Origin of the sequence: Micromonospora sp. NPDC049359 (genome assembly GCF_044466585.1) — a bacterium.
GTDB lineage: Bacteria > Actinomycetota > Actinomycetes > Mycobacteriales > Micromonosporaceae > Micromonospora.
The window spans coordinates 181,933-203,937 of the sequence record NZ_JBITMW010000001.1 but is presented as its reverse complement, the minus strand read 5'-3'; the positions used below and the strand labels follow the sequence as shown (position 1 = coordinate 203,937).

The 22,005-nt window shown below is 73.3% G+C and carries 23 protein-coding genes and 1 tRNA gene; 11 read left to right on the top strand and 13 right to left on the bottom strand.

All coding sequences use genetic code 11. The features are described from left to right. Window positions 1-69: 69 nt before the first annotated feature. Window positions 70-498 (bottom strand): Fur family transcriptional regulator, encoded by a 429-nt coding sequence (locus ACIBTX_RS00975; RefSeq protein ID WP_355048996.1) that lies wholly within the window; start codon window positions 496-498, stop codon window positions 70-72. Between the two features lie 199 nt (window positions 499-697). Here ACIBTX_RS00975 and ACIBTX_RS00970 point away from each other — a divergent pair, with 199 nt between their 5' ends. Next, the gene (locus tag ACIBTX_RS00970) at window positions 698-1,180 is read left to right on the top strand and encodes a DUF2231 domain-containing protein (protein WP_357171858.1); all 483 of its coding nucleotides are present in this window, start codon (window positions 698-700) and stop codon (window positions 1,178-1,180) included. Window positions 1,181-1,229: 49 nt separating this feature from the next. On the opposite strand, the gene ACIBTX_RS00965 is transcribed toward ACIBTX_RS00970, so the two are convergent. After that, window positions 1,230-1,556 (bottom strand): hypothetical protein, encoded by a 327-nt coding sequence (locus ACIBTX_RS00965; protein ID WP_357124480.1) that lies wholly within the window; start codon window positions 1,554-1,556, stop codon window positions 1,230-1,232. A gap of 51 nt (window positions 1,557-1,607) precedes the next feature. Here ACIBTX_RS00965 and ACIBTX_RS00960 point away from each other — a divergent pair, with 51 nt between their 5' ends. After that, window positions 1,608-1,790, top strand: coding sequence for a hypothetical protein (locus tag ACIBTX_RS00960; protein WP_357124483.1), 183 nt, complete (start codon window positions 1,608-1,610; stop codon window positions 1,788-1,790). A gap of 73 nt (window positions 1,791-1,863) precedes the next feature. Here ACIBTX_RS00960 and ACIBTX_RS00955 read toward each other — a convergent pair whose 3' ends face one another. Beyond that, on the bottom strand, window positions 1,864-2,232 hold the full coding sequence (locus ACIBTX_RS00955; RefSeq protein ID WP_357171857.1) for an FmdB family zinc ribbon protein: 369 nt from the start codon (window positions 2,230-2,232) through the stop codon (window positions 1,864-1,866). A gap of 63 nt (window positions 2,233-2,295) precedes the next feature. Beyond that, complete coding sequence (locus ACIBTX_RS00950; RefSeq protein ID WP_357171856.1) at window positions 2,296-2,973, bottom strand: 5-formyltetrahydrofolate cyclo-ligase; 678 nt, start codon at window positions 2,971-2,973, stop codon at window positions 2,296-2,298. 85 nt (window positions 2,974-3,058) lie between these two features. Here ACIBTX_RS00950 and ACIBTX_RS00945 point away from each other — a divergent pair, with 85 nt between their 5' ends. The 6 genes from ACIBTX_RS00945 (at window position 3,059) to ACIBTX_RS00920 (ending at window position 9,695) form a co-directional block, all read left to right on the top strand. Further along, window positions 3,059-5,413, top strand: a complete 2,355-nt coding sequence (locus ACIBTX_RS00945) for a diguanylate cyclase (protein ID WP_396831802.1) — start codon at window positions 3,059-3,061, stop codon at window positions 5,411-5,413. A gap of 9 nt (window positions 5,414-5,422) precedes the next feature. Beyond that, window positions 5,423-6,385 carry a UTP--glucose-1-phosphate uridylyltransferase gene (locus tag ACIBTX_RS00940; protein ID WP_357124495.1) on the top strand — a complete coding sequence of 321 codons (963 nt, stop codon included), beginning with the start codon at window positions 5,423-5,425 and terminating at the stop codon, window positions 6,383-6,385. Then, a complete protein-coding gene (glp, locus tag ACIBTX_RS00935; RefSeq protein ID WP_357124498.1) occupies window positions 6,382-7,695 on the top strand; it encodes a gephyrin-like molybdotransferase Glp in 1,314 nt (437 codons plus the stop codon). Before ACIBTX_RS00940 ends, glp begins: the two co-directional genes overlap by 4 nt. Window positions 7,696-7,762: 67 nt before the next feature. After that, window positions 7,763-8,413, top strand: a complete 651-nt coding sequence (locus ACIBTX_RS00930) for a GNAT family protein (protein WP_355048988.1) — start codon at window positions 7,763-7,765, stop codon at window positions 8,411-8,413. A gap of 179 nt (window positions 8,414-8,592) precedes the next feature. Further along, the gene (locus ACIBTX_RS00925) at window positions 8,593-9,372 is read left to right on the top strand and encodes a hypothetical protein (RefSeq protein ID WP_357396413.1); all 780 of its coding nucleotides are present in this window, start codon (window positions 8,593-8,595) and stop codon (window positions 9,370-9,372) included. Between the two features lie 246 nt (window positions 9,373-9,618). Then, window positions 9,619-9,695, top strand: a tRNA-Ala gene (locus ACIBTX_RS00920). An 80-nt stretch (window positions 9,696-9,775) separates the two neighbouring features. On the opposite strand, the gene ACIBTX_RS00915 is transcribed toward ACIBTX_RS00920, so the two are convergent. The 3 genes from ACIBTX_RS00915 to ACIBTX_RS00905 all read right to left on the bottom strand — a co-directional run bounded on the left by ACIBTX_RS00915 (window position 9,776) and on the right by ACIBTX_RS00905 (window position 12,197). Beyond that, the gene (locus ACIBTX_RS00915) at window positions 9,776-10,459 is read right to left on the bottom strand and encodes a lytic polysaccharide monooxygenase (protein ID WP_357124504.1); all 684 of its coding nucleotides are present in this window, start codon (window positions 10,457-10,459) and stop codon (window positions 9,776-9,778) included. Between the two features lie 144 nt (window positions 10,460-10,603). Next, window positions 10,604-11,182, bottom strand: a complete 579-nt coding sequence (locus ACIBTX_RS00910) for a hypothetical protein (RefSeq protein WP_357124507.1) — start codon at window positions 11,180-11,182, stop codon at window positions 10,604-10,606. A 316-nt stretch (window positions 11,183-11,498) separates the two neighbouring features. Next, window positions 11,499-12,197 carry a hypothetical protein gene (locus tag ACIBTX_RS00905; RefSeq protein WP_396831798.1) on the bottom strand — a complete coding sequence of 233 codons (699 nt, stop codon included), beginning with the start codon at window positions 12,195-12,197 and terminating at the stop codon, window positions 11,499-11,501. A gap of 183 nt (window positions 12,198-12,380) precedes the next feature. Between ACIBTX_RS00905 and ACIBTX_RS00900 the strand changes: the two genes are divergently transcribed. Beyond that, the gene (locus ACIBTX_RS00900; RefSeq protein ID WP_396831796.1) at window positions 12,381-13,382 is read left to right on the top strand and encodes a hypothetical protein; all 1,002 of its coding nucleotides are present in this window, start codon (window positions 12,381-12,383) and stop codon (window positions 13,380-13,382) included. Window positions 13,383-13,434: 52 nt separating this feature from the next. Here the strand turns inward: ACIBTX_RS00900 and ACIBTX_RS00895 are convergent, their stop codons facing one another. Next, window positions 13,435-14,283, bottom strand: coding sequence for a DUF4352 domain-containing protein (locus tag ACIBTX_RS00895; RefSeq protein WP_357124516.1), 849 nt, complete (start codon window positions 14,281-14,283; stop codon window positions 13,435-13,437). A gap of 138 nt (window positions 14,284-14,421) precedes the next feature. Continuing rightward, entirely contained in the window at window positions 14,422-15,087 is a 666-nt protein-coding gene (locus tag ACIBTX_RS00890; RefSeq protein WP_357171850.1) for a 4'-phosphopantetheinyl transferase superfamily protein, read from the bottom strand. A 183-nt stretch (window positions 15,088-15,270) separates the two neighbouring features. Between ACIBTX_RS00890 and ACIBTX_RS00885 the strand changes: the two genes are divergently transcribed. Next, a complete protein-coding gene (locus ACIBTX_RS00885) occupies window positions 15,271-15,540 on the top strand; it encodes a hypothetical protein (RefSeq protein WP_357124522.1) in 270 nt (89 codons plus the stop codon). Window positions 15,541-15,593: 53 nt separating this feature from the next. On the opposite strand, the gene ACIBTX_RS00880 is transcribed toward ACIBTX_RS00885, so the two are convergent. The 3 genes from ACIBTX_RS00880 to ACIBTX_RS00870 form a co-directional block, all read right to left on the bottom strand. Next, entirely contained in the window at window positions 15,594-16,376 is a 783-nt protein-coding gene (locus ACIBTX_RS00880; RefSeq protein ID WP_357171849.1) for a peptidase, read from the bottom strand. After that, window positions 16,376-17,668 carry a VWA domain-containing protein gene (locus tag ACIBTX_RS00875; RefSeq protein WP_357124528.1) on the bottom strand — a complete coding sequence of 431 codons (1,293 nt, stop codon included), beginning with the start codon at window positions 17,666-17,668 and terminating at the stop codon, window positions 16,376-16,378. The genes ACIBTX_RS00880 and ACIBTX_RS00875 overlap by 1 nt, the downstream gene beginning before the upstream one ends. A gap of 387 nt (window positions 17,669-18,055) precedes the next feature. Then, entirely contained in the window at window positions 18,056-19,609 is a 1,554-nt protein-coding gene (locus ACIBTX_RS00870) for a phospholipid carrier-dependent glycosyltransferase (RefSeq protein WP_357124704.1), read from the bottom strand. 255 nt (window positions 19,610-19,864) lie between these two features. Between ACIBTX_RS00870 and rsmI the strand changes: the two genes are divergently transcribed. Further along, window positions 19,865-20,704 (top strand): 16S rRNA (cytidine(1402)-2'-O)-methyltransferase, encoded by an 840-nt coding sequence (gene rsmI, locus ACIBTX_RS00865; protein WP_396831793.1) that lies wholly within the window; start codon window positions 19,865-19,867, stop codon window positions 20,702-20,704. Between the two features lie 13 nt (window positions 20,705-20,717). Here the strand turns inward: rsmI and ACIBTX_RS00860 are convergent, their stop codons facing one another. Further along, window positions 20,718-21,932, bottom strand: coding sequence for a hypothetical protein (locus ACIBTX_RS00860; protein ID WP_396831791.1), 1,215 nt, complete (start codon window positions 21,930-21,932; stop codon window positions 20,718-20,720). Window positions 21,933-22,005: the final 73 nt, after the last annotated feature.

Below are 22,005 nucleotides of genomic sequence, written 5' to 3'. Positions count from 1 at the left end.
AAGCGTGCCACGGCCGGCGCGTCGGTGCCGGCCAGCCCGGCCGGCCGGGGTCCCGGCGACGGGGAGGGGTCAGCCGTCGGCGGCGCGCCGCGACTGACAGCTCGGGCAGAGACCCCAGAAGGTCACCTCCGCCTCGTCCACCTCGAAGCCGTGCGCGACGCCCGGATCCAGGCAGGGCGCGCTGCCGACCGCGCAGTCGATGTCGGCGATCTCGCCGCAGCCCCGGCAGACCACGTGGTGGTGGTTGTCGCCGACGCGTGCCTCGTACCGGGCGGGGCTGCCGGCCGGCTCGATCCGGCGGGACAACCCGGCCCTGCTCAGCGCCCCCAGCACGTCGTAGACCGCCTGGGTGGAGACGGAGTCGAGGCGTTCCCGGACCCGCCGGGTGATCTCGTCGACCTCCAGGTGGCCACCGTCGGCGAGGACATCCAGCACCGCCAGGCGCGGTCGGGTGACGCGCAGCCCCCGCGATCGCAGCAGTTCCTCACCTCTGGACACGCGCCAATGACAGCACGCGCGACCAGCGACGACAACAGTCGGCCGAGGGCGGTGGTCACGAACACAGCTCGTAAAGATCGATCCGGACACTGAACCTCGTCAGCGCCGTGCGCGTGTCTTTCGGGGGAGAGCCCGGGGACGACCAGCGGTTCGTACGTACGCTGACGACCCCGGGACCGCGATCCGCCTGGAGGTGTCGATGTTCGAGAAGATTCTGGGTCTACCGACACACGTCTTCGTCGTGCACGCGATGGTGGTCTTCGTCCCCCTGCTGGCGGTGCTGGCCATCGCGTACGTGGGGCTGCCGCGCTGGCGGCACCGACTGGACTGGGCGCTGGGCATCCTCGCCGTGGTGACGCCGGTGACCGCCTTCGTGGCCGTCGAGTCGGGTGAGGCGCTCACCGACGCCCTGGTCGCCCGTGGTTACCAGGGGCAGATCCTCGACCAGATCTTCGAGCACTCGCGCTACGGCGACATCCTCTTCCGGATCGTGGTGCCGCTGGGGATCGTGGCCATCGCGCTGCTCGTGGCGACCAGCGGACACCCCCGGGTGCCACGGCTGCCGGCCCTGGTGACGCCGGTGCTCGCGGTGGCCGCCGTCGCGCTGTCGCTCGCTGCCCTGGTCTACGTCGCTCTGACCGGTCACTCCGGTGCCGAGGCCGTCTGGGGCACCACCCTCTGACCAGCGCGGACCGACGGTCGCTGCCGGCCGCCGCCCAGTGGCGCGGTGGTCAGAAGAGGATCCGCGAGCAGAGCAGGCAGACGAGGGCCACCACCACCACGGCGGCGGCGGCACCGAAACCGTAGGTGACCCGCTGCGACCGCTGCTCCGCCGCGTCCAGGGCGGCCGTGTTCTGCGGTGGCAGGCGTCGTGGCGGCGCCGGCTCCAGGTGTACGGGAGGACGCCAGCCCGCCGGAGGCGGCACGCTCGGTGGTGGCCCCGCGTACCCGTCGGTGGGTGGTGTGGCGGGCGGCGGTTGGTCCGCCGTGGGACGGTCGTCGGTCCCGGGTCGACGCCAGTAGTCGTCGGGGGTGCTGCCACCGCTGGGGGTCGTCACGCCGTCCGAGGCTACCAACGGAGCGGGCGGCCTGCGCTAGTCTTGCCGCTCGTGAGCACCGAGGATCCCGGCGCCGCGGTCGCGCGCGGCGATGACGACCGCACCGTCGACCTGAGCGACGACTTCGTGGTGCTGCCCGAGCAGACCTCGGACGACACCGACCACGGCTGGGGCGAGCGCAGCGCAGGAAACGACGACTGGCTCCTCGCCCAACGCCCTCCGCACTGGGACTGAGCCCCGGGCAGGGTTGACCCCGTCCAGGGCTCAGCGGCGCAGCGCCGACGTGGCGGTCTTAGGCCGAGCGGAATCAGGACGCCGAACTGGCCGCCGCCTTGCCGCCGCCCGACCCGCCGGACGACGAGGACGACCCGGACGAGGACGACCCGGACGTCGAGGACGTCGAGGACGACGAGCCGGAGTCTCCACCCGAGGACGAGGACGAGGACGACTCGGACTTGGCCGGCTTGGCCGCGCCGCCGGCCGACGTCTCCGAGCCGGACGCGCGGGAGTCGGTGCGGTAGAAGCCTGAGCCCTTGAAGACGACGCCGACGGAGTTGAAGACCTTGCGCAGCCGCCCCTGACACGCCGGGCACTCGGTCAGCGGCTCGTCAGAGAAGGACTGCACCGCCTCGAGCTGGTGACCGCACGCGGTGCAGGCGTACTGGTACGTAGGCACGTTCTCCTCCGGTATCTGGACTCGGCCAGTTGGCACTCGACGTATTCGAGTGCCAATGGTGCGTCATTCGGGCCGGGTTCGTCCAGCGGACGTGTGGGGCGCGACACCCTGCGCCGTACCCGGGCCGTCATCAAGCGTACGCATTCCGCCGGAGGGGGTGACCACCGCGCGGACCGGACGGTCGTGCGGCTCGGTGGGCAGCGCCTCGACCAGCTCACCGTCGTGCAACGGCACCACGGTCAGGCTCGCCGTGGGCACCCGTGCCAGCGCCCGGTCGTAGGAGCCGCCGCCGCGGCCCAGCCGCCGGCCGTGGTGGTCGACGGCGAGCGCCGGCACGACCACCAGTTCCGCGCCGGAGACGGCGGCCACGCCGAGGCGGGGGCCGACCGGCTCCCGGAGGCCCCGGCCGGCGGCGGCCAGCGCGTGCGGACCGGTGTACGGCGCCCAGTCCAGGTCGAGATCCGCGCGAAGCACCGGAAGCAGCAACTCACCCTCGGCCGGCAACGCCCCGCGCAACACCTCCGCGAGGTCGGCCCCGCCCGGCTCGGAGCCGACCGGCACGTACGCCGTCATCCGGCGCGGTCGCAGCCGGCGTACCAGGGCGACCAGCTCGGCCTGGACGCGCCGGGCGGCTGCGGCCCGCGCCGCGTCGTCCAGGGTCCGACGGTGGGCGAGCAGCCGTATCCGGGTGTCCCGCTTCGTCACACGGGTCACTTCCGCTTCATCAGAAAAATCTGACACGCAACACTCCTGACGCAACGCCACTCCCACGGTTGCTCTGTGTCAGCATCGCAAGCAACGGAGGCGGAACTTCCGGGGGGACCGAGTGACGCTACGCGGGCGGTTGACGGCAGCCTTCCTCGTGGTGGTGCTCGGCCCGGTCCTGCTCGGTGCGTTCTTCGTCGCCTCCACCGTCACGGCCGTCGACCGCACCCGGTCCACCGAACGCCTCGCCGTGGCGGCGTCCGCGGTGCGTACCTCGGTCGACGCGCTCTGCCAGCAGCTACGTGCCGCCGCCGACGCGGTCGCCCTCACCGGTGATCCGGCCATCGTCGCCGGCCAGCTCGTCGGCCGGGGGTTGGCCGCGGCGGTGCTGGTCAGCGACGTCAGCGGGCGGGCCACGTACGTCTCGCCGGGCGCGCCGTCGACACCCTGGCGGGACTGTTCCGAGCCGGTCGCCGCGACGTCCGGCCCGGTCCGCGCGCTGGCGGCCCACGTCGACCGGCGGGACGCGGCCGGCGCCCTGCTGGGCAGTGTGGCCGCCGCGCAGCTCGTCGACCCGGCCTTCGTGGCCCGGCTGGCGGCGGTGAGCGGAGTCGCGGTCACGCTGCTCGACGGCGGCGCGAGCGCCGCCCGGTTCACCCACACCACCGAGTCCCGCGAGGTACGCGACGGGGTGCTGGCCGCCGCCGGCCACAGCACCGGCGAGCGGGTCACCGAAACCACCAAGGGTCGGTACGTGCGCCGGGTCGGACCGTCCGTGGGCCAGCCGCTGCCGCTGGTGCTGTCGGTGCCGAGCACCAGGCCGCCGGGTCTGCACATCACGCTGGCCGGCGTGGTCGCCCTGGCCGGGCTGCTCGCCGTGCTGACCGCGTGGCGGCTGGCCCGGGTGACCACCCGGCCCCTGGTGGAGCTGGCCGGCGCGGTCGACCGGGTGGCGCACGGCGACCTGACCGCCCGGGTGCCGGTGCGCGGCCGGGACGAGCTGGGTCGGCTCGCCGAGGCGTTCAACCGGATGACCCGCGAGACCGGTTCGTACGTCGCGGCGCTCACCAGCAGCCGTGACCAGCTCCGCGGGCACCTCGCGGTGCTCGGCGACACCCTGGCCAGCACCCACGATCTGCAACGCATCCTGCGGGTGATCCTGCACAGCGCCATCGCGGCCACCGGCGCGCGGGCCGGCGCGGTGCTGCTGGTGGAGACCGGTGGGGTGCTGGTGGCACAGTGCAGTGAGGGTCTGGACGGGCGCTGGCCGGCCCCCGACCCGGACGGCCCGCAGACCCTGCGGGTGCCGGTCGGCGTCGGCGTGGTCGGCGCGGTGGCCGCGACCGGCGAGCCGCAGCGGGGACGCGTGGAACCGACCGAGCCGCCGACCGGCGAGCCGCGCTGCCGCACCTACGTGGCGGTCCCCTTCGCCGCACCGGGCACGACCGGGCTCGGCAGCGGCACGACGACCATCCCGGGCGGCGAGCGGACCATCCTGGGCGGCGAGCGGACCGCCGACGATGCGGTCTCTCCGGCGGTGGCCCTCGGCGTGCTGGCGCTCTACGACCGGGTGGGCGCGGCCGAGTTCGACGACGACGACCTGGTCACCCTGCGGACCTTCGCCGGGCACGCGGCCGTCGCGGTGGAGAACGTGCGGGTGCACGAGGAGGCCCAGCGGCTCTCCCTCACCGACCCGCTCACCGGGCTGTGGAACTACCGCTACCTGCGCGAGTCGATCCGCCGGGAGGTCGAGCGGGCCAGCCGGTTCGGCCGGATGCTCAGCGTCCTCGCCCTCGACCTGGACCGCTTCAAGGACGTCAACGACACGTACGGGCACGCGGCAGGGGACACCGTGCTGGCGGAGTTCGCCCGGCGGGTACGCGGCGAGATCCGCGAGGTGGACCTGGCGTTCCGGCAGGGCGGGGAGGAGTTTGTGCTGCTCCTGCCGGAGACCGACGCCCGGGGCGCGGCGATCGTCGCGGAACGGCTGGGCGCGGCGGTACGCGAGACGCCGATCGCCGTCGAGGCGTACGCGGGGCCGATCGTGGTGACCGTGTCGGTCGGCATCGCCGTCTACCCGGACCACGGCAGCACCGGGCGGGAGGTGCTGGAGGCCGCCGACGACGCCCTCTACGTGGCCAAGGCCGCCGGTCGGGACACCTACCGCGTCGCGGAGGTCCGCCCGGACGTGCCGATGCGGGAGATCCCGGTGCCGGCCGGCGCGGTCAGCCCACCCGACGGGCTGCCGAGAGCCGGCCGGCCCGCGCAGGTCCCGCGGGAGCCGGGCGGCCACGCCCGGTCGGAGTCGGCTGCGGGCGTACCCGAAGCGAACCGTCCGGGGCCCGCGCACGCGCGGCCGGAACCGGCGGACGGCCCGGTGGACGCCGCGCGAGCCGGTCCGGACGCGGCGCGGCCGGGGCCGGGCGGCGGCGCGTCTTCTGGGCCACACCCGCCGCGGCAGAGCCGTGGCCGATAGTCTCGCGGCATGTCGGAGCACTCAGCGAACCCCTCAGCGACGGTCGCCGCGACCGGCCGTCCCCTGGCGGTCAAGGCCGTCATCCCGGCCGCCGGACTCGCCACCCGCTTCCTGCCGGCCACCAAGGCGGTTCCCAAGGAGCTGCTGCCGGTCGTCGACCGGCCGGTGCTGCAGTACATCGTCGAGGAGGCCGCCCAGGCCGGCATCGGTGACGTGTTGCTGATCACCGGTCGGGGTAAGACGTCGATGGTGGACCACTTCGACCGTCGCCCCGACCTGGAGACCAGGCTGGAGGAGAAGGGCGACGCCGAGCGGCTGGCGGCCGTGCGTCGGCCCGGTGAGCTGGCCGAGATCTACACCGTCCGGCAGCCGGAGCAGCTCGGCCTCGGGCACGCGATCGGGTACGCCGAGGCCCACGTCGGCGACCAGCCCTTCGCGGTGCTGCTCGGGGACGAGTTCGTGAAGCCGTCCGAGCCGCTGCTGCCGGCCATGCTGGAGTTGCAGGCCCGCACCGGTGGCGTGGTGCTCGCCTTCTTCGAGGTCGACCCGGCCGACACCAAGCGGTACGGCATCGCCTCGGTCGAGCCCGCCGAGGGCGACCTGACCGACATCGGCGAGGTCGTCAAGGTGACCGGCATGGTGGAGAAGCCGCAGCCGGAGGACGCGCCGAGCAACCTGGCCGTGCTGGGCCGGTACGTGCTGCCCGGCACGATCTTCGACGCGATCCGGCGGACCAAGCCGGGCAGTGGTGGCGAGATCCAGCTGACCGACGCCATGGAGCTGCTCCGCACCGAGGGCACCCCGGTGCACGCGATCGTCTACCGGGGCACCCGCTACGACACCGGCATGCCGCTGGGCTACCTCCAGACGGTCGTGCAGATCGCCGCCGAGCGCGAGGACCTCGGCAGCGAGTTCCGCTCCTGGCTGGCCGAGTTCGTCAAGGCCGACGCGGCAGGCGGATCTGGTACATGACCGCGACGGCCGACGCCGAGGCGGCCGCGAACGAGTTGACGCCGCTCGCCGACTACCTGGGCAGCGTGCTGCGCAGGTTACGCGCGCTGCCGCCACTCGACCTCGACCTCACCCAGGCGCACGGCAACGTCCTCGCCGAGGACGTCGTCGCGCCGCACGCCTTCCCGGCCTTCGACCAGGCGGCCGTGGACGGGTACGCGGCCCGCTGGGAGGACATCTCCGGAGGGGGCCGGGGCCCGAGCTACGTCCCGGCCCCCTCCGGCACGCCCGGCGGCCGGAGCATCCGGCTCAACGTGGTCGGCGACCTGGGCGCGGCGAGCTGGCGACCGGTGCGGCTCACCCCGGGCGCGTGCTTCTCGGTGGCCGCCGGGGCGCCCCTGCCGGTCGCCGCGGACGTGGTGGTCCCGGTGGAGTGGACCGACCAGGGCATGGCCGCCGTCGAGATCTTCCGCACCCCCAAGCGGGGGTACGGCGTCCGCCGCGCCGGTGAGGAGCTGCCCGCCGGCACCCTGCTCGCCCGCGCCGGCACGTACGTCTCCCCGGCCCTCGTCGCCGTGTTCGCGGCCACCGGCATCGGCCACGTGGTGGTCCGGCCGAGTCCACGGGTGGTCATCGTGGCCACCGGGGACGAGCTGGTCGACGTGGGCCGGGGCAGCCAGCCCGGTCAGGTGGTGGACGCCAACTCGCACGCGCTGACCGCCGCCGCGGCCGAGGTGGGCGCGCTGGCGTACCGGGTGGGCATCTGCGACGACGACCCGGAAGGGCTGCGTGGCCTGCTGGAGGACCAGACCCTGCGGGCCGATCTGATCATCACCACCGGCGGGACCGGCACCGGCCCCGGTGACATGGTCCGGCGGATCCTGTCCCGTCGCGAGGGCGGCCGGGCCGGACCGGTGGCCTTCACCGACGTGGCGCTCTATCCCGGCACCGCTCTCGGGTTCGGCACGGTCGGCGCCGAGGAGGTGCCGGTGGTCTGCCTGCCCGGCGACCCGGGCGCCGCGCTGATCGGCTTCGAGGTGCTGGCGCGGCCGGCGATCCAACTGCTCGCCGGCGCGGAGCCGGTGTTCCGTCCCAGCGTCCGGGCGCACCTGCTGGAGACCGTGTCCTCACCCGGCGGGCTGCGCGAGTTCCGGCCCGCACACGTCGCCGAGCGACGCGGCGGCGGTTACACCGTGCAACCGCTGCGTGGGGGGCCGTTCACCCTCTCCGGCCTGGCCGAGGCGAACGGGCTCCTGGTGCTCGGCGAGCGGGTCACCAGCGCCGCCGCCGGCTCCACCGTGGACGTGCTGCTGCTGGACCGCCGTCGGTGAGATCCCCCGGACGGGATGTCGGGAGTCCACTTGCGCGCGAACCGGTCCCGCGCGGGAGACTGTGCGGGTGAGTCTCTTCGGACCGGTCCGTGCGCCCGGCTGGCCGGCGGTGCTGGTCGACGGGCCGGTGCTGTTGCGCCCGTACCGGCGCTCCGACGCGGCGGCCTGGTCGCAGGTACGCCGGGCCAACCAGGCCTGGCTGGCCCCCTGGGAGTCGTCGCTGCCGGGCGGTTGGGACGAGCTGAACTCGCCGGCCGCGTTCCGGTGGGTGCACCGCGACCAGCGGCGCTCGGCCCGTGAGGGCGAGGGAATGCCGTTCGCGGTCTGCCTGCGCGAGGCCGACCGGGATCGGCTGGTCGGGCACCTCAACGTCGGCAGCATCGTGCGCCGCGCCTTCTGCTCCGGATACGTCGGGTACTGGGTGGACGCCCGGGTCGCCGGCCAGGGTGTGATCCCGACCGCGCTCGCGCTCGCCGTCGACCACGCGTTCGGCCCCGGTGGACTCCACCGGATCGAGGTCAACATCCGGCCGGAGAACCGCCCGTCGCGGCGGGTGGTGGAGAAGCTGGGCTTCCGCGAGGAGTCGTACCACGTGCGCTACATGCACATCGACGGCGCGTGGCGCGACCACATCGGATACGCGATGACGAGCGAGGAGGTCGCCGCCGAGGGCGGTCTGCTGGCCCGCTGGCACCGGATCCGCGCGACCGCGCGGTAACGACTGTCCCACGCACGGGATCGGCGCGGCGCTGCGGTATCCCGGTCGGTTCACCGTAACCTCAAGTAACTGCAAGCTGCGGCAAGCGCTCACCGCCCGGATGATCCACGCGCTCAGGCGTGATCGGTGGAAGATCCTGCGGTCGGGGAGCGGTTGCTCCGAATTCGGTGACGGGAGGGGTGAGGGTGCCGACCTCGGTGCTCCTCGCCGTCCTCGCCGCCGCCGGCCTGCTCGCCCTGGCCCCGGCGCTGGTTCGCCGGTACGACGCCACCGAGCGGCTGGTGGCGGAGCGGGCGCAGTCGACGGCGCGGGTGCTCCAACGCCGTCGGCGGCGTCGCACTGTGCCGGGACGGCAGCCCCTCCACCCGCCGCGCTCGCTTGTCGTCACCCTCAGCGAAGATGCGACTACGGGGAAGTTGGCCGTACCGGTCTCCGCGCCCCCGGCGGCCCGTCGCTCCGGCCGGTTGCGCGCCGTGCCGCCGGCTGCGAAGCGTCCCCGCCGCCGTCCGCCGCGCCGGCAGCACACCCCCGCCGTGTACCGGCGACGCCGCGTGCTCGCCGCGCTGCTGCTGCTCAACGTCGTCGAGCTGATCGGCGTGCTGTTCGTCAGCCCCGGCTTCTGGATCGGCTTCTCGGTCACCTTCATGCTGCTGGCCGTGTACGTCGTACACCTGCGCAGGCGAGCCCTCGCCGCTCGCCGCCGGCGTCGCGCCCGGGCCCGGGAGGCGGCGTGGTTGGCCGCCCGCCAGGCCGAGGTCCGCCGCGAGCAGGCCCGTCGCGCGGCGGCCCGCCGGGAGGCGCAGCGTCGTCTGGCGGCCCAACGCGAGGTGGTACGCCGAGCCGCCATGGGCCTCGACCGCCCCGCGGACCTGCCGGCGGCGGTCAACGGCGGCTCGGTCTCGTACCGCCGCTCGGGTGGCCTGCGCGGCCGCCCCTACGAGGCCGGCCGCGGCGCGTGACCGCGCTCGCCCGGGTGCTTGGCCCGCTCTCGCGGCCCTCGTCGGACGCTTGATCGACTCGATTTCCGGGAAGGGGTGGTGTCTGAGTGTCCGGGATGCCCCGGTTTCCAGGACGTCGAGTGGATCTCGGAACGGGCCGGTGCGGCGCACCGGGGGCGGATTCGCGGTGGAGGCGGCCGACCTGTTAGCCTTGCTGCCGGCCCGCCCGGTGCAAGCCGGGTGGGACCGAAGCCGGTTCGCCGGTGGGGGGCTGTGGCGCAGACTGGTAGCGCACCTCGTTCGCATCGAGGGGGTCAGGGGTTCAAATCCCCTCAGCTCCACCAGCGGATAGCAGGTCGAGGGCGGGTTCTCGGGAGACCGAGAACCCGCCCTCGACGTCTGTGGTGGCTGTCGAGTCCTGCCGTCAGCTGACGGTGATGTCGCTGCACCACATGTACGTCTGGTCCATGTGCGACGCCTTCCAGATCACGAACAGGATGTGGTTCCCGCTGCGCGAGGACGGGATCGAGACGTTGAACGAGATGTTCTGCGCCGGCGCGTAGCGGCCGGTCGTCGCGATCAGGTCCAGGTTGCCCCACCCGAGTTTCTGGGTGGCCGGGTTGAACCCCTGCTTCGAGACGTAGACCTGGAAGTAGTCAGCGCCGTGGCTGGCCTGGTCGTACATTTGGACCGTCAGGTTGCGGCTGACGGGGGTCGACTTCCAGGCTCCCGGCTGGTTGAGCGAGTCGTTCCGGGAGAGGGCGTTGCTGCAGAGCTGCCCGTCCGGGGTGCGGGCCTGGAACTGGCCGCCGAGACCGTCGCGCAGCTGGCTCATCCAGTTCCACATGGTGTCGGGGTTGGCCTGGAACGCCCGGTAGCACATCGGGTCCTGCTGCTGCATGGCCGGGTTCGTGTGCTGGTTGCCCCAGGTCTTCCAACACTGGTAGGCGCGAGTCGCCGGGTTGATGACGGTGCCGTGTGCCTGGGCCGCGCCGACCGAGGGCAGTGCGCCGGCCACCATGGCGAACAGCAGGACCAGCGCCTGGAGGGACCGACGGACGGTTGACCGGGGTCGCCCGCCGGATTGATCGGACTTGGTTGAACGCACGGTTCATCCTCCGTTCTCGGGGGTGATCGGGTGGGAACGCTCCCAAACCCACTGTTACATCCATGTGTCTAAATATCAATGCTGATCTATCTAAAATGGGATATGAGGTGGTCAGAGCGGTCACCACCGAGCGGGGGAACGTGCTCAGAGGCCGGCTGCGGCGTCGTACCGGCGACGCTGGTCGGCCATCTCCGACTGGGTCAACGCCTCCTTGAGCGCCAACTCCTCGTACTTGTCCGGGAACATCTGCCGAAGCCGGTCGACGAACATGACATCGGCGGTCGCCTCCACCACCTGGATGCCCGGAGGGTTTGTCGACATATCCATGATCACGGGCCCGGCCAGCTTGACCGCCACGTCCCAGGGGCGCTTCTTCTCGGCGACTCCGCACAGGTGGAAGCCGTAGACCGTACGCACGTCGGCCAGCGCGGCGGCGTCGGTCGGCTCGTACCCGTAGACGCGGACCCCGCAGATCACCGGCGGCTTACCCTCGGTGGCCACCTGCTGGGCGCCGTGGCCGGCATGGTTGTGCTGCCCCGGGTCGGCCTGTTCGAGCGTCGTCCGCATCCGGGCGGTGATCTGGGCCTGCAGGTCCGCCGGCTTCGCGTCCTGATTCGCCTGCCTGATCAGTACGACCGCACCGGCCGACACCGCCAGCAGGATCACCGCCACCCACACCAGGCGGTTGCGGTACCACCTGGCGGCACTCTCTGGGGAACTCATCATTGCCTCTCACCTCGTCGCCGGTTCCGGCGTCCTCACGGACCGGACCGGACGCCCCGGCGGGCGCGTCGGCCATCGGGGGCATGTGTCGGGGGTGCGGACGACGGGAACGGCGAGCTGTCCGTCGTCACGGAGATGGCCCGGCTGTGCGACAGGCGAGCGGCTGCCCAATCGGCGCGCTGCCGGCACTGCGCTGCTCCCGCGCTGGCCGTTTCCAGCGCGGTTGCCCCCGCGCTGCGGCGATACGAGCCATTCCAACACGTCTGGCACCACTCTGGCAACATCGACGTACATCATTGCAAAATCGGCACGGCGGTTAGGCGAACCGTTCGGTCGTCACGGTGATCAGCCCCTGCTGCCGCAGCAGGTTCGTGAGGTTCATCAGGGTCTCGCGCACCGCCGGGGCCCCGCCTTCTCGCATCAGGACCGTCACGTCGAGGCCCCAGGCGAGTGTGTGGCTGACCCGTCTCAGGTCCCAGGTGAACCGGGCGCCGCCACTGTCGTGACGCCCGTCGGCGACCGATCCGGCGGTGCCACCGCCCGTCGTGCGCCAGCGGCTTCGCAAGGCCGTCACCTGCTCCGCCCGCAGGTCCTTCGCGAACAGGACGCGGTACACGCGTCGTTCGTGAAAGCCCTCCGGCGGCGGCTGGGTCGGGCCGAGTCGCAGGGGCGTGGCCGCCGCGATCGGTTGATGGTCGCGGAAGTACGTCCGCAGCACGACCTCGGACGGGAGGTCACCGCCGCCGAGGCGTCGGTAGGCGTCTGCCGCCTCGGCGCGTCCGACGGGAACGACCCGGGCGAGTACGGCGGGGTCCGCCCGCAGACCGCGGCTCAGCGAGGCGGAACTCCACCAGCCATCGCTCGGTGTCCAACTCGCGCTGTGCAGCCCGGTGGCGCAGAGGTCGTCCTGGCGGGTGAACTCCTCGACGAGAACGCTCTCCCCGTCGTGGCCGTCCGATGCGGGCAGGACCAGGTGGTAGTCCAGCGCGCGGCCCGGACGTGGGTCGATGATCACGCGTCCGATCCTGAGGCCACGACGGATACCGGGCAAGGGCCCTCCAGCCGTCCATAGCAGACCGCAAGCCGGCAGGACCGATCACGTCGCTCATCGGACAGGCCGCAACCGTGTGACGTCTTCCGGTGTGGATCTGGCATAAGTCGATGCCCGGGAACGCCGGGCTTCACACGGGGAGAAGAGATGACGTACACCGCTCGACGCAGGATGCTCGCCGGCACCGCCGCCGGACTGCTGGCCGCCTCCCTCGGGGTCGCCCTGTCCTCGACGGCGACCGCCGCGCCCGCGAGGACCACCGCCAGCGCCTGCGCCATCAGCACACTGCCCTACCCGACGGACACCTACCGCGCCGACGCGAGCGCGATCGACCCGTCGGGCCGCTTCGTCGCCGGCACGGCCCTGCGGGTCGGTGAGAGCGAGAACCAGTACCTGCTGCTGGTCTGGGACAGGCAGCGGCTCACCGAGATCGTGGCGCCGGGCAACGGACTCCACCCGGTCGACATCAACGAGAGCGGCACCGTGATCGCCAACGGCTGGGCGGAGAGCGGCATCGGACGGCCGTGGACGTACCGCGACGGCAAGCTCCAGCAGTTGCCGGTGCCGCCGTCCACCGGCATTTTCGTCACCGCCATCAACTCCGCGGGTGACATCGTCGGCTACGGCTCCGACATCGTGCCCGGCGAGTTCAGCGCCCTGCGCTGGCCGGCCGCCCGGCCGGGGACGGTCGAGGTGCTCGACGCCCCGGTCGACGCCCAGGCGACCGGCATCACGCCGAACGGAACCGTCGTCGGTCAGGCGGGACCCTTCGGCGACTGGACCGGATGGGTCCGCCGCCCGAACGGCAAGGTCAAGCCGCTCGCGGTCGCCGGTGGTGGGTCGACGGTGGTCAACGCCGCCGCGGGCCACTGGGCGATCGGCCAGGTCTGGCTCGGCGGTGACAACCCGGCGAAGGTCCGGTGGGACCTCCGCAACGGGTCGCACGTGATCCTCGACCCGGAGGCCGGGCTCGACGACGTGAACGCCAAGGGCGTCGTGGTGGGCGGTGCCCTGGTCACCCGTGGCGCCACCTCCCGGGTCCTGCCGGGCGGCGGCAACGTCGGCGCGAGGGCCATCGCCGACACCGGCGCCATCGTCGGCTTCCGGAACGCCGACCGGGTGACCCCGGTCCGGTGGACCGGCTGCTGACCTGTCGGACGCGTGGGGCCGGTCCGATCATCGGGCCGGCCCCACCAGCACGTCAGGGCCGCCAGGAGCCGGCGGTCGCGAACCGGTGCTGGTACTCCAGCACCCCCGACGTGTCGTGCACATCGAACACCACGCTGCCGGTACGTCTGCTGCCCGCGGCCAGGTCGTTGCCGGCCGGGATCGGCTTGCCGCAGCCGGAGAAGGCACCCGTCACCGCGTTGGTCTCGGTGCCGTCGGCGGCGACCCACTGGAAGAAGAGCGGGTTCGCCGAGCCGGTGCCCTTGGTCACCGTCACCGTCACGTCCGCGATCACGAACATGCCCTCGTCGGGCTTCAGGCCGTACGTCTTGCAGGGCTTCGTGGCGGTGTGGAACTTCGTCACGGTGATCTCGACGGTGCCGCCGTTGTCGTCGATGACGAGAGTGTCCCCGACGGACATGTTCCGGGCCCTGCCGGCGGCGACGGATGGTACGGGCGAGGGCATGGCCCCGGCCGCCGGCTGCCCGGCGTCGCTGCTGACGCCGGGGGTGGGCAGCGCCTCGGTCACCTCGTTGGCGGCGTGCTTCGCGCCGATGACGACGGCCACGATGCCGCCGGCGCAGAACAACAGGGCGAGCACGGCCGTCGTCACCGCGACGGCGACCACGGTCCGCTGCGACGTCGTCGTCGGCGGGACGGGTGGCGGCATCGTGAGCCGATGGCCCGGCCCGTCGCCCTGCGGGTACGCGGCGCCGGAGTACGGCGGCGGGACCGGCTCGCTGCCCGCAGTCGACCAGGGGCTGGGCGTCGCCGGCAGAACCGTCGGGTCTGCGGCGGACTGCCGCGGTGTGGCCGGGAGCAGCGGCTCCGGACTCGGCTGCTGAAGGTCCTGCGGTCCGACGGGGGGTTGGGGGTGGGTCACCGTACTCCTTGACGCCTCGTACGTGCGGTTCGGGAACGCGCCGACGCTACCTCGCGGCGCCGGGCGGCCGGTCGGCACGCCGGCCCGCGTCCCACGGCCTCCGCAGGCCGCCGCGGTGACCACCATGGATGGTGGCGGTCAGCGCGGTGCGAGGACGGCAGCGGTGCGGACCAGGCCGTCGGCGACCACGAACCGGCCGTGGATCGTGCTCGGCGGGTCCGCGACCTCGGCGGCCTCCGCCGCGTCCATCCGCGTCGGCGCGATCCGAGCGGTGAACGTGCCGGCGTCCGGGTCGATCTCCAGCCGGGCGTCGTGGAAGTCCAGCCAGGACCCGACGACCGGGTGCCAGACCTTGTAGACGGTCTCCTTGGCGCTGAAGAACACGATCGGCCACCGGATGCCGGAGGGGAGTCGCGCGTAGTGCTCCTCCTCCTCGGGCAGCAGCACGAGTCGGCGTACCCCCGCATCAATCTCGCGGTGCTGCTCGGCGTCCATACCGACGGACCGCACGTCGGTGGCGCGCGCCGCGGCGGCGGCGCAGTAGCCGGCGGTGTGGGTGATGGCGCCCACCACGCCCGCCGGCCAGACGGGCGCCCGGTTGGCGGCGCTGGGCACGGCCACCGCAGGCAGGCCGAGGTCGGCCATGGCCCGGCGGGCACAGACCCGGCCGGCGGTGAAGTCCCGTCGACGGGTCTGCACCGCCTGGTCGCCGAGACACGCCTGCTCCGCGTCGAGGAGGTCGCCGGTCCAGTCGTCGGGCGCGGCGACCGCCACGGCGACCGTTGGCGGTAGGAGATCACGCACGGCGGAGCCCTACCGATGGGTAGCGAGCAGGCGTTCTCTGGACCGTCAAATTTCCGACTCCCACGACCGCAGAACGTACCGCAAAGATGTAACACCGGAGGGACGCGTCGCGCTCTCCATGATGGCTCCGGGGGGACCACCATCAAGAGCTGCCAAGTCCCGTGAGCATCTGAAGGAGCTGCGATGAGCGATGGCGCCGAACGGCCAGGGGGTCGGGCCGACGACCACGCACCGACGACCCCGGGCTGGAACTGCGGCTCCTGCGGCGACGAGTGGCCGTGCACGACGAAGCGCGACCGGCTGCTGGCGGAGTACGGGGGGGACCGCGCGATGCTCAGCGTCTACCTGGGCTCCTGTCTCGCCGCCGCCGCCGAGGATTTGCGGGCAGCGCCGGTGATGTCGTTGCAGGACCGTTTCATCGGTTGGCTGCCGCGGGGGACGCGACGAGGCTGAACCGTCGGTGGCCCCGCCCGGGGCGGGCGGGGCCACCGACGGACACGGCCGACTCAGGGTCGCCGGGGCCGCCGGGTCAGAGCGAAGCCGACCACCCCGGCCACCGCGGCGAGCACGCCGCCGATGCCGGTCCAGATCCAGCGCGAGCCGAGATCCGGCAGCCAGTCCGTCAGCGAGCCGGTCTCGTCGTCGGCCGCCGGCTCCGGCGTCGGTACGGCGTTGAGCACCGTGCCCGCCTTCGTGTTCGGCACCAGCGGTGCGGCCAGCTCGCCGTCATCGGCTGAGGCGCCCCGGTCGGTGACGACGCCGACCAGCAGGTCCACGTCGACGGGTGCGCCCAGGTCCGGCTCGGGCAGGTCGGTGACCGAGAGCCGGACCACGTACGTGCCGGGCAGCGGATCGGCCGACCACGGTTCCGCCCAGGGACGGACCTCGCGCAGCGTGCAGCCCAGCGCCACGCTGGACGCCTTGCCGTCGACCGTCGGTGTCTGTGCCCCGGCGGTGCACGCCTGCCGCCGACGCAACCCGTCGAACACGTCGATCGTCCACGTGGAGGCGCCGCTGCGGGCCTTCGGGAAGGTGACGGTGGCGTTGATCTCGTGGACCTGCCCGGCCGTCGCGGTGAACGACCAGTACAGGTGGTCCCCGACGGAGGCGTCCACGCGTACCGGCTGACCGGCGGTGATCGGCGTGGCGGTGAGGAACGAGGTGCCGGCCCGGGTCACGGCAGTGGCGCCCGGCGACGGGGTGGGGGCGGCCACGGCCGCCGCGGGCAGTAACGCGACCCCGCCGACGGTGAGCAGCGCCGCCAGCGACCGGAACAGTGCGGTACGCATCAGTTCTCCCTCCAGGTGGCGACCCACCAGCGGGTGAGCAGGCCGGCGACCAGGCCGGTGAGCAGGCCCGCAACGGTGAGCAGGGCGAGCAGGACCCAGCCACGGCCGAGATCGGGGCCGTCCGGGGCGCCGGCGGCGGCGACCACGTCGATGGTCAGCTCCACCGGCAGGCCGGGCGTGGCCGCGGTCCCCGGGCGTGCGGCGAACGAGTTGCTGACCACCAGGCAGACGGTGGTGGGCTCGACGGTCGGCGTCGGGCTCGCCTCGGCGGCGTCCTCGTCGGCGGCGTCCTCCTCGTCCGCCGTGGCCGACCAGCGCAGACCGGCGGAGAGCACGTCGGCACGGCCGCTGCCGGCGTCCGCGCCCCGCACCAGTTCCCGTCCGTCCGCCGCGGTGGCCCGCAGCAGCACCCCGTAGTCCCGGTTCACCGGCCGGTCCAGCGCCATGCTTACCGACGCGCGCAGCTCCTGACCCGGGCGTACGGGCACCCGGTAGTAGCGGTGCTCGGAGAACGACTCCCGGTCGGCGTACACCCCGGGGGCGAGCAGCGGCGCGGACCCGCAGGCGTCGGTGCCGCCGACCACTGTCGGCGCCCGGGTGTGGGTGTCGCCGGCCCGCTCGACGAGCTGCTTGATCCGGCCCGTCAGCTCGTCGGCGCTCTGCGCCGCGGTGTACGTGCCGCCGGTCGCCCCGGCGATGCACAACAACTGCCGGCGTACCTTCTCGTCGGGTGCGAGGCCGAGCGTGTCGACGACCAGGCTGGTGCCCTGCGCGGCCAGTTCCCGGGCCACCTGGCACGGGTCCGGCGGGGCGCAGGTGTCCTCCCCGTCGGTGATCAGCACGATCCGCCGGGTGGTGGCCCCGGTGCCCAGGTCCTGTGCGGCGGAGCGCAGTGCCAGCCCGACCGGGGTGAACCCGGTCGGCCGGAGTGTCGCCACCGCTGCCTTGGCCGCGGTCCGGTCTACCGGACCGACCGGCACGATCTGTTGGGTGTCCTGGCAGCCGACCTTCTTGTCCTTGCCCTTGTAGGTCGCGCCGAGCACCCGGATGCCGAGCTGGGTCTCTTCGGGCAGCGCGTCCACCACGTCGTTGAAGGCCTGCTGGGCCACCGAGATCCGGCTGCGTCCGTCGATGTCCGCTGCCCGCATCGAGCCGCTGACGTCGAGCACCAGCTCAACCCGGGGTGGCTCGGCCACCTGCTCCTCGTCGGCCGCCGCCGGGACCGGCCCGGTCAGCGCGGTGGTCGCCAACAGTCCGAGAAGGACGGCCGCCGATCGTCTGAAGTTGATCACGGCCCGCAGTGTAGTGAGATCCACTTTGGATGGCCGTCGGGGTGGTTGGTCGTTCCGGACGGCCAAAGCGCCCCTTGAGGGCGCTGGGTCCACGTCAGGTCACCCTCGGTCAACGGCCGGAGGATAGTCCTCGGCCCGGCCGGAATCGGTCGGAAATCCGACCCAAGTTGACCCGTTGTGCCGGTGGCGCGCGGTGGTTAAGCTCTTCATGCGCGCCCCAATCGCCCGCTTCCCCCGTGGCAGGCGATCGGGGCGCGCGTCTTTGTCTGGAACGTCTTTGTCTGGAACTTCTTTGTCTGGAACTTCGCAGGCAAGCATCGGGCCCGCACGCGTCACGCGTGCGGGCCCGATGTCCTTCGCGCTGTGCGGCGCGTCGCCTGCCGGTGCTTATATCCAGCGACCGTCGAGCCACATCCGGGCCAGCCAGTCCGAGTACGGGATCAGTTTGCCCACGAAGATCGGGTAGAAGTAGGCGAAGCACAGCCCCACCAGCAGCACGTACGCCCCGGCCGCGATGCTGCCCACCAACCGTCGTTCGTAGCCGGCGTCGCCGGGCACCAGGGTTTTCGTCTCACCCACGTCACCCCCGGCCGGGGCGATCAACGCGCCCAGCACGTACACCACGGCGAGTACCAGGAAGGGCAGCGCCGGGGCCGCGTAGAACGAGAACATCGTCCGGCCGTCGAGGGCGAACCAGAACCAGGGCAGCAGACCCGCGGCCACGGTGAGCAGGATCGCGCCGGCCCGCCAGTCCCGACGGGCGATGCCCAACCAGACGAGCGCCACCAGAGCGGGCAGGAACGACCACCACAGCAGCGGAGTGCCCAGCAGCAGGATCTCCGAGGCGCAGGTCGGTGCGCCGCAGGCGCCGTCCCCCGACCAGTGGAAGGCGACCGGGCGGCCGAGCAGCAGCCACTGCCACGGCCACGACTGGTACTTGTGCGGGTCGTCGAGCTGGGCGTGGAAACCGTACGCGGCGCGGTGGTACTCGTAGAGGTTGACCAGCGGGCCGATGACAGGCGTGTCGCTGAGTGACCCCGTCGGGTACGCCGACGACGTCGCCAGCCGGTAGTAGCCGTCGTCGCTCAGCAACCACCCCGACCAGGTCGCCAGGTAGGTGCCGACCATCAGCACCCCCGCCAGCACCAGCCAGGGCACCTCGTCGAGCAGGGTGTCCCGCCAGGGCCGGCGGACGCCGGCCGACCGGCGGAGCCCGACCTCCCAGAGGACCACGAAGAGGGCGAACACCGGCACGAAGTAGAGCGCGCTCCACTTGACCGCGCAGGCGCAGCCGATCAGCACCCCGGCGGCCAGCCGCCACCACGGCCACGTCCGCCAACCGGTCGACGGTCGGCCCGCACGGCCGGGCAGGCTGGGGTCGAGGCCGTCGTCAAGCGCGCGTGCCCAGCGCCGACGCCGGGCGTCCCGGTCGAGCACCAGCGCGCCGAAGGCCGCCAGCACGAAGAACAGCAGGAAGATGTCGAGCAGCGCGGCGCGGGACAGCACCAGGTGGAAACCGTCCAACGCGAGCAGCAGGCCGGCCGCGCAGCCGAGCACCGTCGAGCGGAACAGTCGCCGGCCGATGCGGACCAGCAGCAGCACCGACAGCGTGCCGATCAGGGCCGCCGAGAACCGCCAGCCGAACTCCGGCGCGGCGGTGAACAGGTGCCCGCCGACAGACACCTTCGAATCCGCGTCCTGATAGCCGAAGGCCCACTCGCCGATGCCGATCAGCCACTTGCCCAGTGGCGGATGCACCACGTACGACGGGACGTTGTCCTTATAGTTCCATTCGACGCCCCGGCTGATCAGCCCGTACGCGTCCTTGGCGTAGTACGTTTCGTCGAAGATCTTGCCCTTGGGGCTGGACAGGCCGACGAAGCGCAGGATCGCCGCGATGGCCACCACCACGGCGGTGGCCAGCCACGAGTACGGGTCCATCCGGCTGTCGACGGTGGCGAACCGGCGACGGACCGCGGCGGACGCACCTCCGCTGTCGGCAGGCGGCGTCGCCGCTTCCTGATGGGGGCTGGGCTCGCCGGAAACCTCGACCGTTCCTGCCGGCTCGACGCTCGGGCTCTGCGCTGTCGACGCACTCGTCACCCGGCGATCGTAGGCTGCCAGGGTGTCCTGTGGCGCCCGTCGTCCCTGATACCGGTATCCGCTGTCAATGAAGGAGACGATGTCGTGGGTGAAATGTCCGAAGCTGGACGCCTGATCCTGCTCGGCGCCCCGCTCGGCAACCCCGCCGACGCCTCGGTCCGGTTCCGCGAGGTGCTGGCGAGCGCCGACGTGGTGGCCGCCGAGGACACCCGCCGCCTCACCCGGCTGGCCCGCGACCTCGACATCACCGTCGGAGGCCGCATCGTCTCCTACTTCGAGGGCAACGAGGAACGGCGTACACCCGAACTCGTCGAGGTCATCCTCGGTGGGTACGCGGTGGCGCTGGTGACCGACGGCGGCATGCCGAGCGTCTCCGACCCGGGATATCGACTGGTCCGGGCCGCGCTGGACGCTGGCGCGCCGGTCACCGTCGCCCCCGGGCCCAGCGCGGTGACCACCGCCCTCGCCGTCTCCGGGCTGCCCTGCGACCGGTTCTGCTTCGAGGGGTTCCTCCCCCGGGCCGGCGGCGCCCGCCGGTCCCGCCTGCGCGCGCTCGCCGCCGAGGAGCGCACCCTCGTCTTCTTCGAGGCGCCGCACCGGATCGGCGCGGCGCTCACCGACCTGGCCTACACGTTCGGCGCGGACCGGCCGGCCGCGCTCTGCCGGGAGCTGACCAAGACGTACGAGGAGGTCCTCCGTCGTCCGCTCGGTGAGCTGGCCCGCTGGGCCGCGGAGACCGAGCCGCGCGGGGAGATCACCCTGGTGGTGGCCGGCGCGCCGGTGACCGCCGCGGAACGCCCCGACGACGAGACCCTGCGCGCCGCGGTCGCCGAGCGGGAGGCCGCCGGACGGTCCCGCCGGGACGCCATCACCGATGTCGCCACCGAGTACGCCCTACGCCGCCGCGAGGTCTACACGATCGTGCACAGCTGACCCGCCGCCGCGCTCACCAGGCGGCGGCCAGGAAGCCGAGGGTGATCAGCGTCGGGCCGGCGAGCGCAGCGGCCACCGCCCACCGGCGGTGTCGCCGGCCGGGCAGCCGGGCCGACCCGGTCCACCGGACGATGCCGGCGGCGCAGCCGAGCACCACCACCAACCCGGGCAGCCAGCGCAGGTGCCGGCTCGCGCCGGTGTCGGCGTACGCGGTGCTGCCGGCCGGTCCGGTCATCCGGGCCCGGTGCGCGGTCCCGGGAGCGCCACCCCCGGCGGGTACGCCGCTGACGCGTACGCCGTGCGCCAGGAACCGTCCCCCGTCCGCCGTGAAGATCCCCCGGCAACGCTGGGTGAGCCCACCGCCGGCACAGGAGTCGATCACCACGGTGCCGTCGCGCGCGTGCCCGACGGCGAGCCAGAACGGTCCCGCGCTGACCCAGGCGAAGAAGGCGGTGACCAGGCTCAACAGCACCAGCACGGTCAATCCGACCAGTGGGTCGGGCGGTACCGCCGTCCGTGCGGTGGCGCGACGACCCGTCGCCGGGGTGCGGGGCCCGGGAGCGGGGTCCTCCCGGACCGGGGTGCCGTCCCAGTGCACCTCCTCGATCGGCGCCCAGAAGGCGCCGCCGTCGTCCGGCGGCTCCGTCCCGTCGGAGCGGTACGCGTCCCGGCCGCGGCTCTGCTGACGGACCGGCACCCGGCGCGGCACCGCGTCCACCGGCGCCCCGGTGGTCGGCTCCAGCTCGGCCGTCGCCGCCTGACCCAGTTCGACAGCGGCGGGCGTCGCGCTCCCGGCCGCCGCCGTCTCGGCGGCCGGGCCGGCCGGTGGCCGCTCGGCGGACGAGCCGGCCGGTGGCCGCTCGGCGGCCGGGCCCGGCGGGTGCGGCCGGGCCGGGCTGGGCGTGGGCGCCGTCGGGCTGGGGCGCGCCGGGGTCGGCGTCGGCGGCCGGGGGGTGGGGCTCGGCCGCGACCCGGCACCGGCGCGTGGCGCGGGACTCGGCGCGGCGCCCGGCTGTGGCACCGGGCTCGGCGCGGCGCCCGGCTGTGGCACCGGGCTCGGCGCGGGGTCCGGACGGGGAGCGGCGGCCGGGTCGGCGGCGGGCACCGGGCGGGGTTGGGGCGCGACCGCGCCGCCCCGGGACGCCTCGGACGCCCTGCCGGGCTCGTCGTCGACCGTCGGCCCGGTGGGACGCTCGTCATGGTCCCGAGCCGCTCGTCTGCCAGTCACGAGGTTCATTGCACACCGGCGGCGGGGGCCGAACGGGCAGCTGGACCGCGTGTCGGCGACAAATCGGACCAAA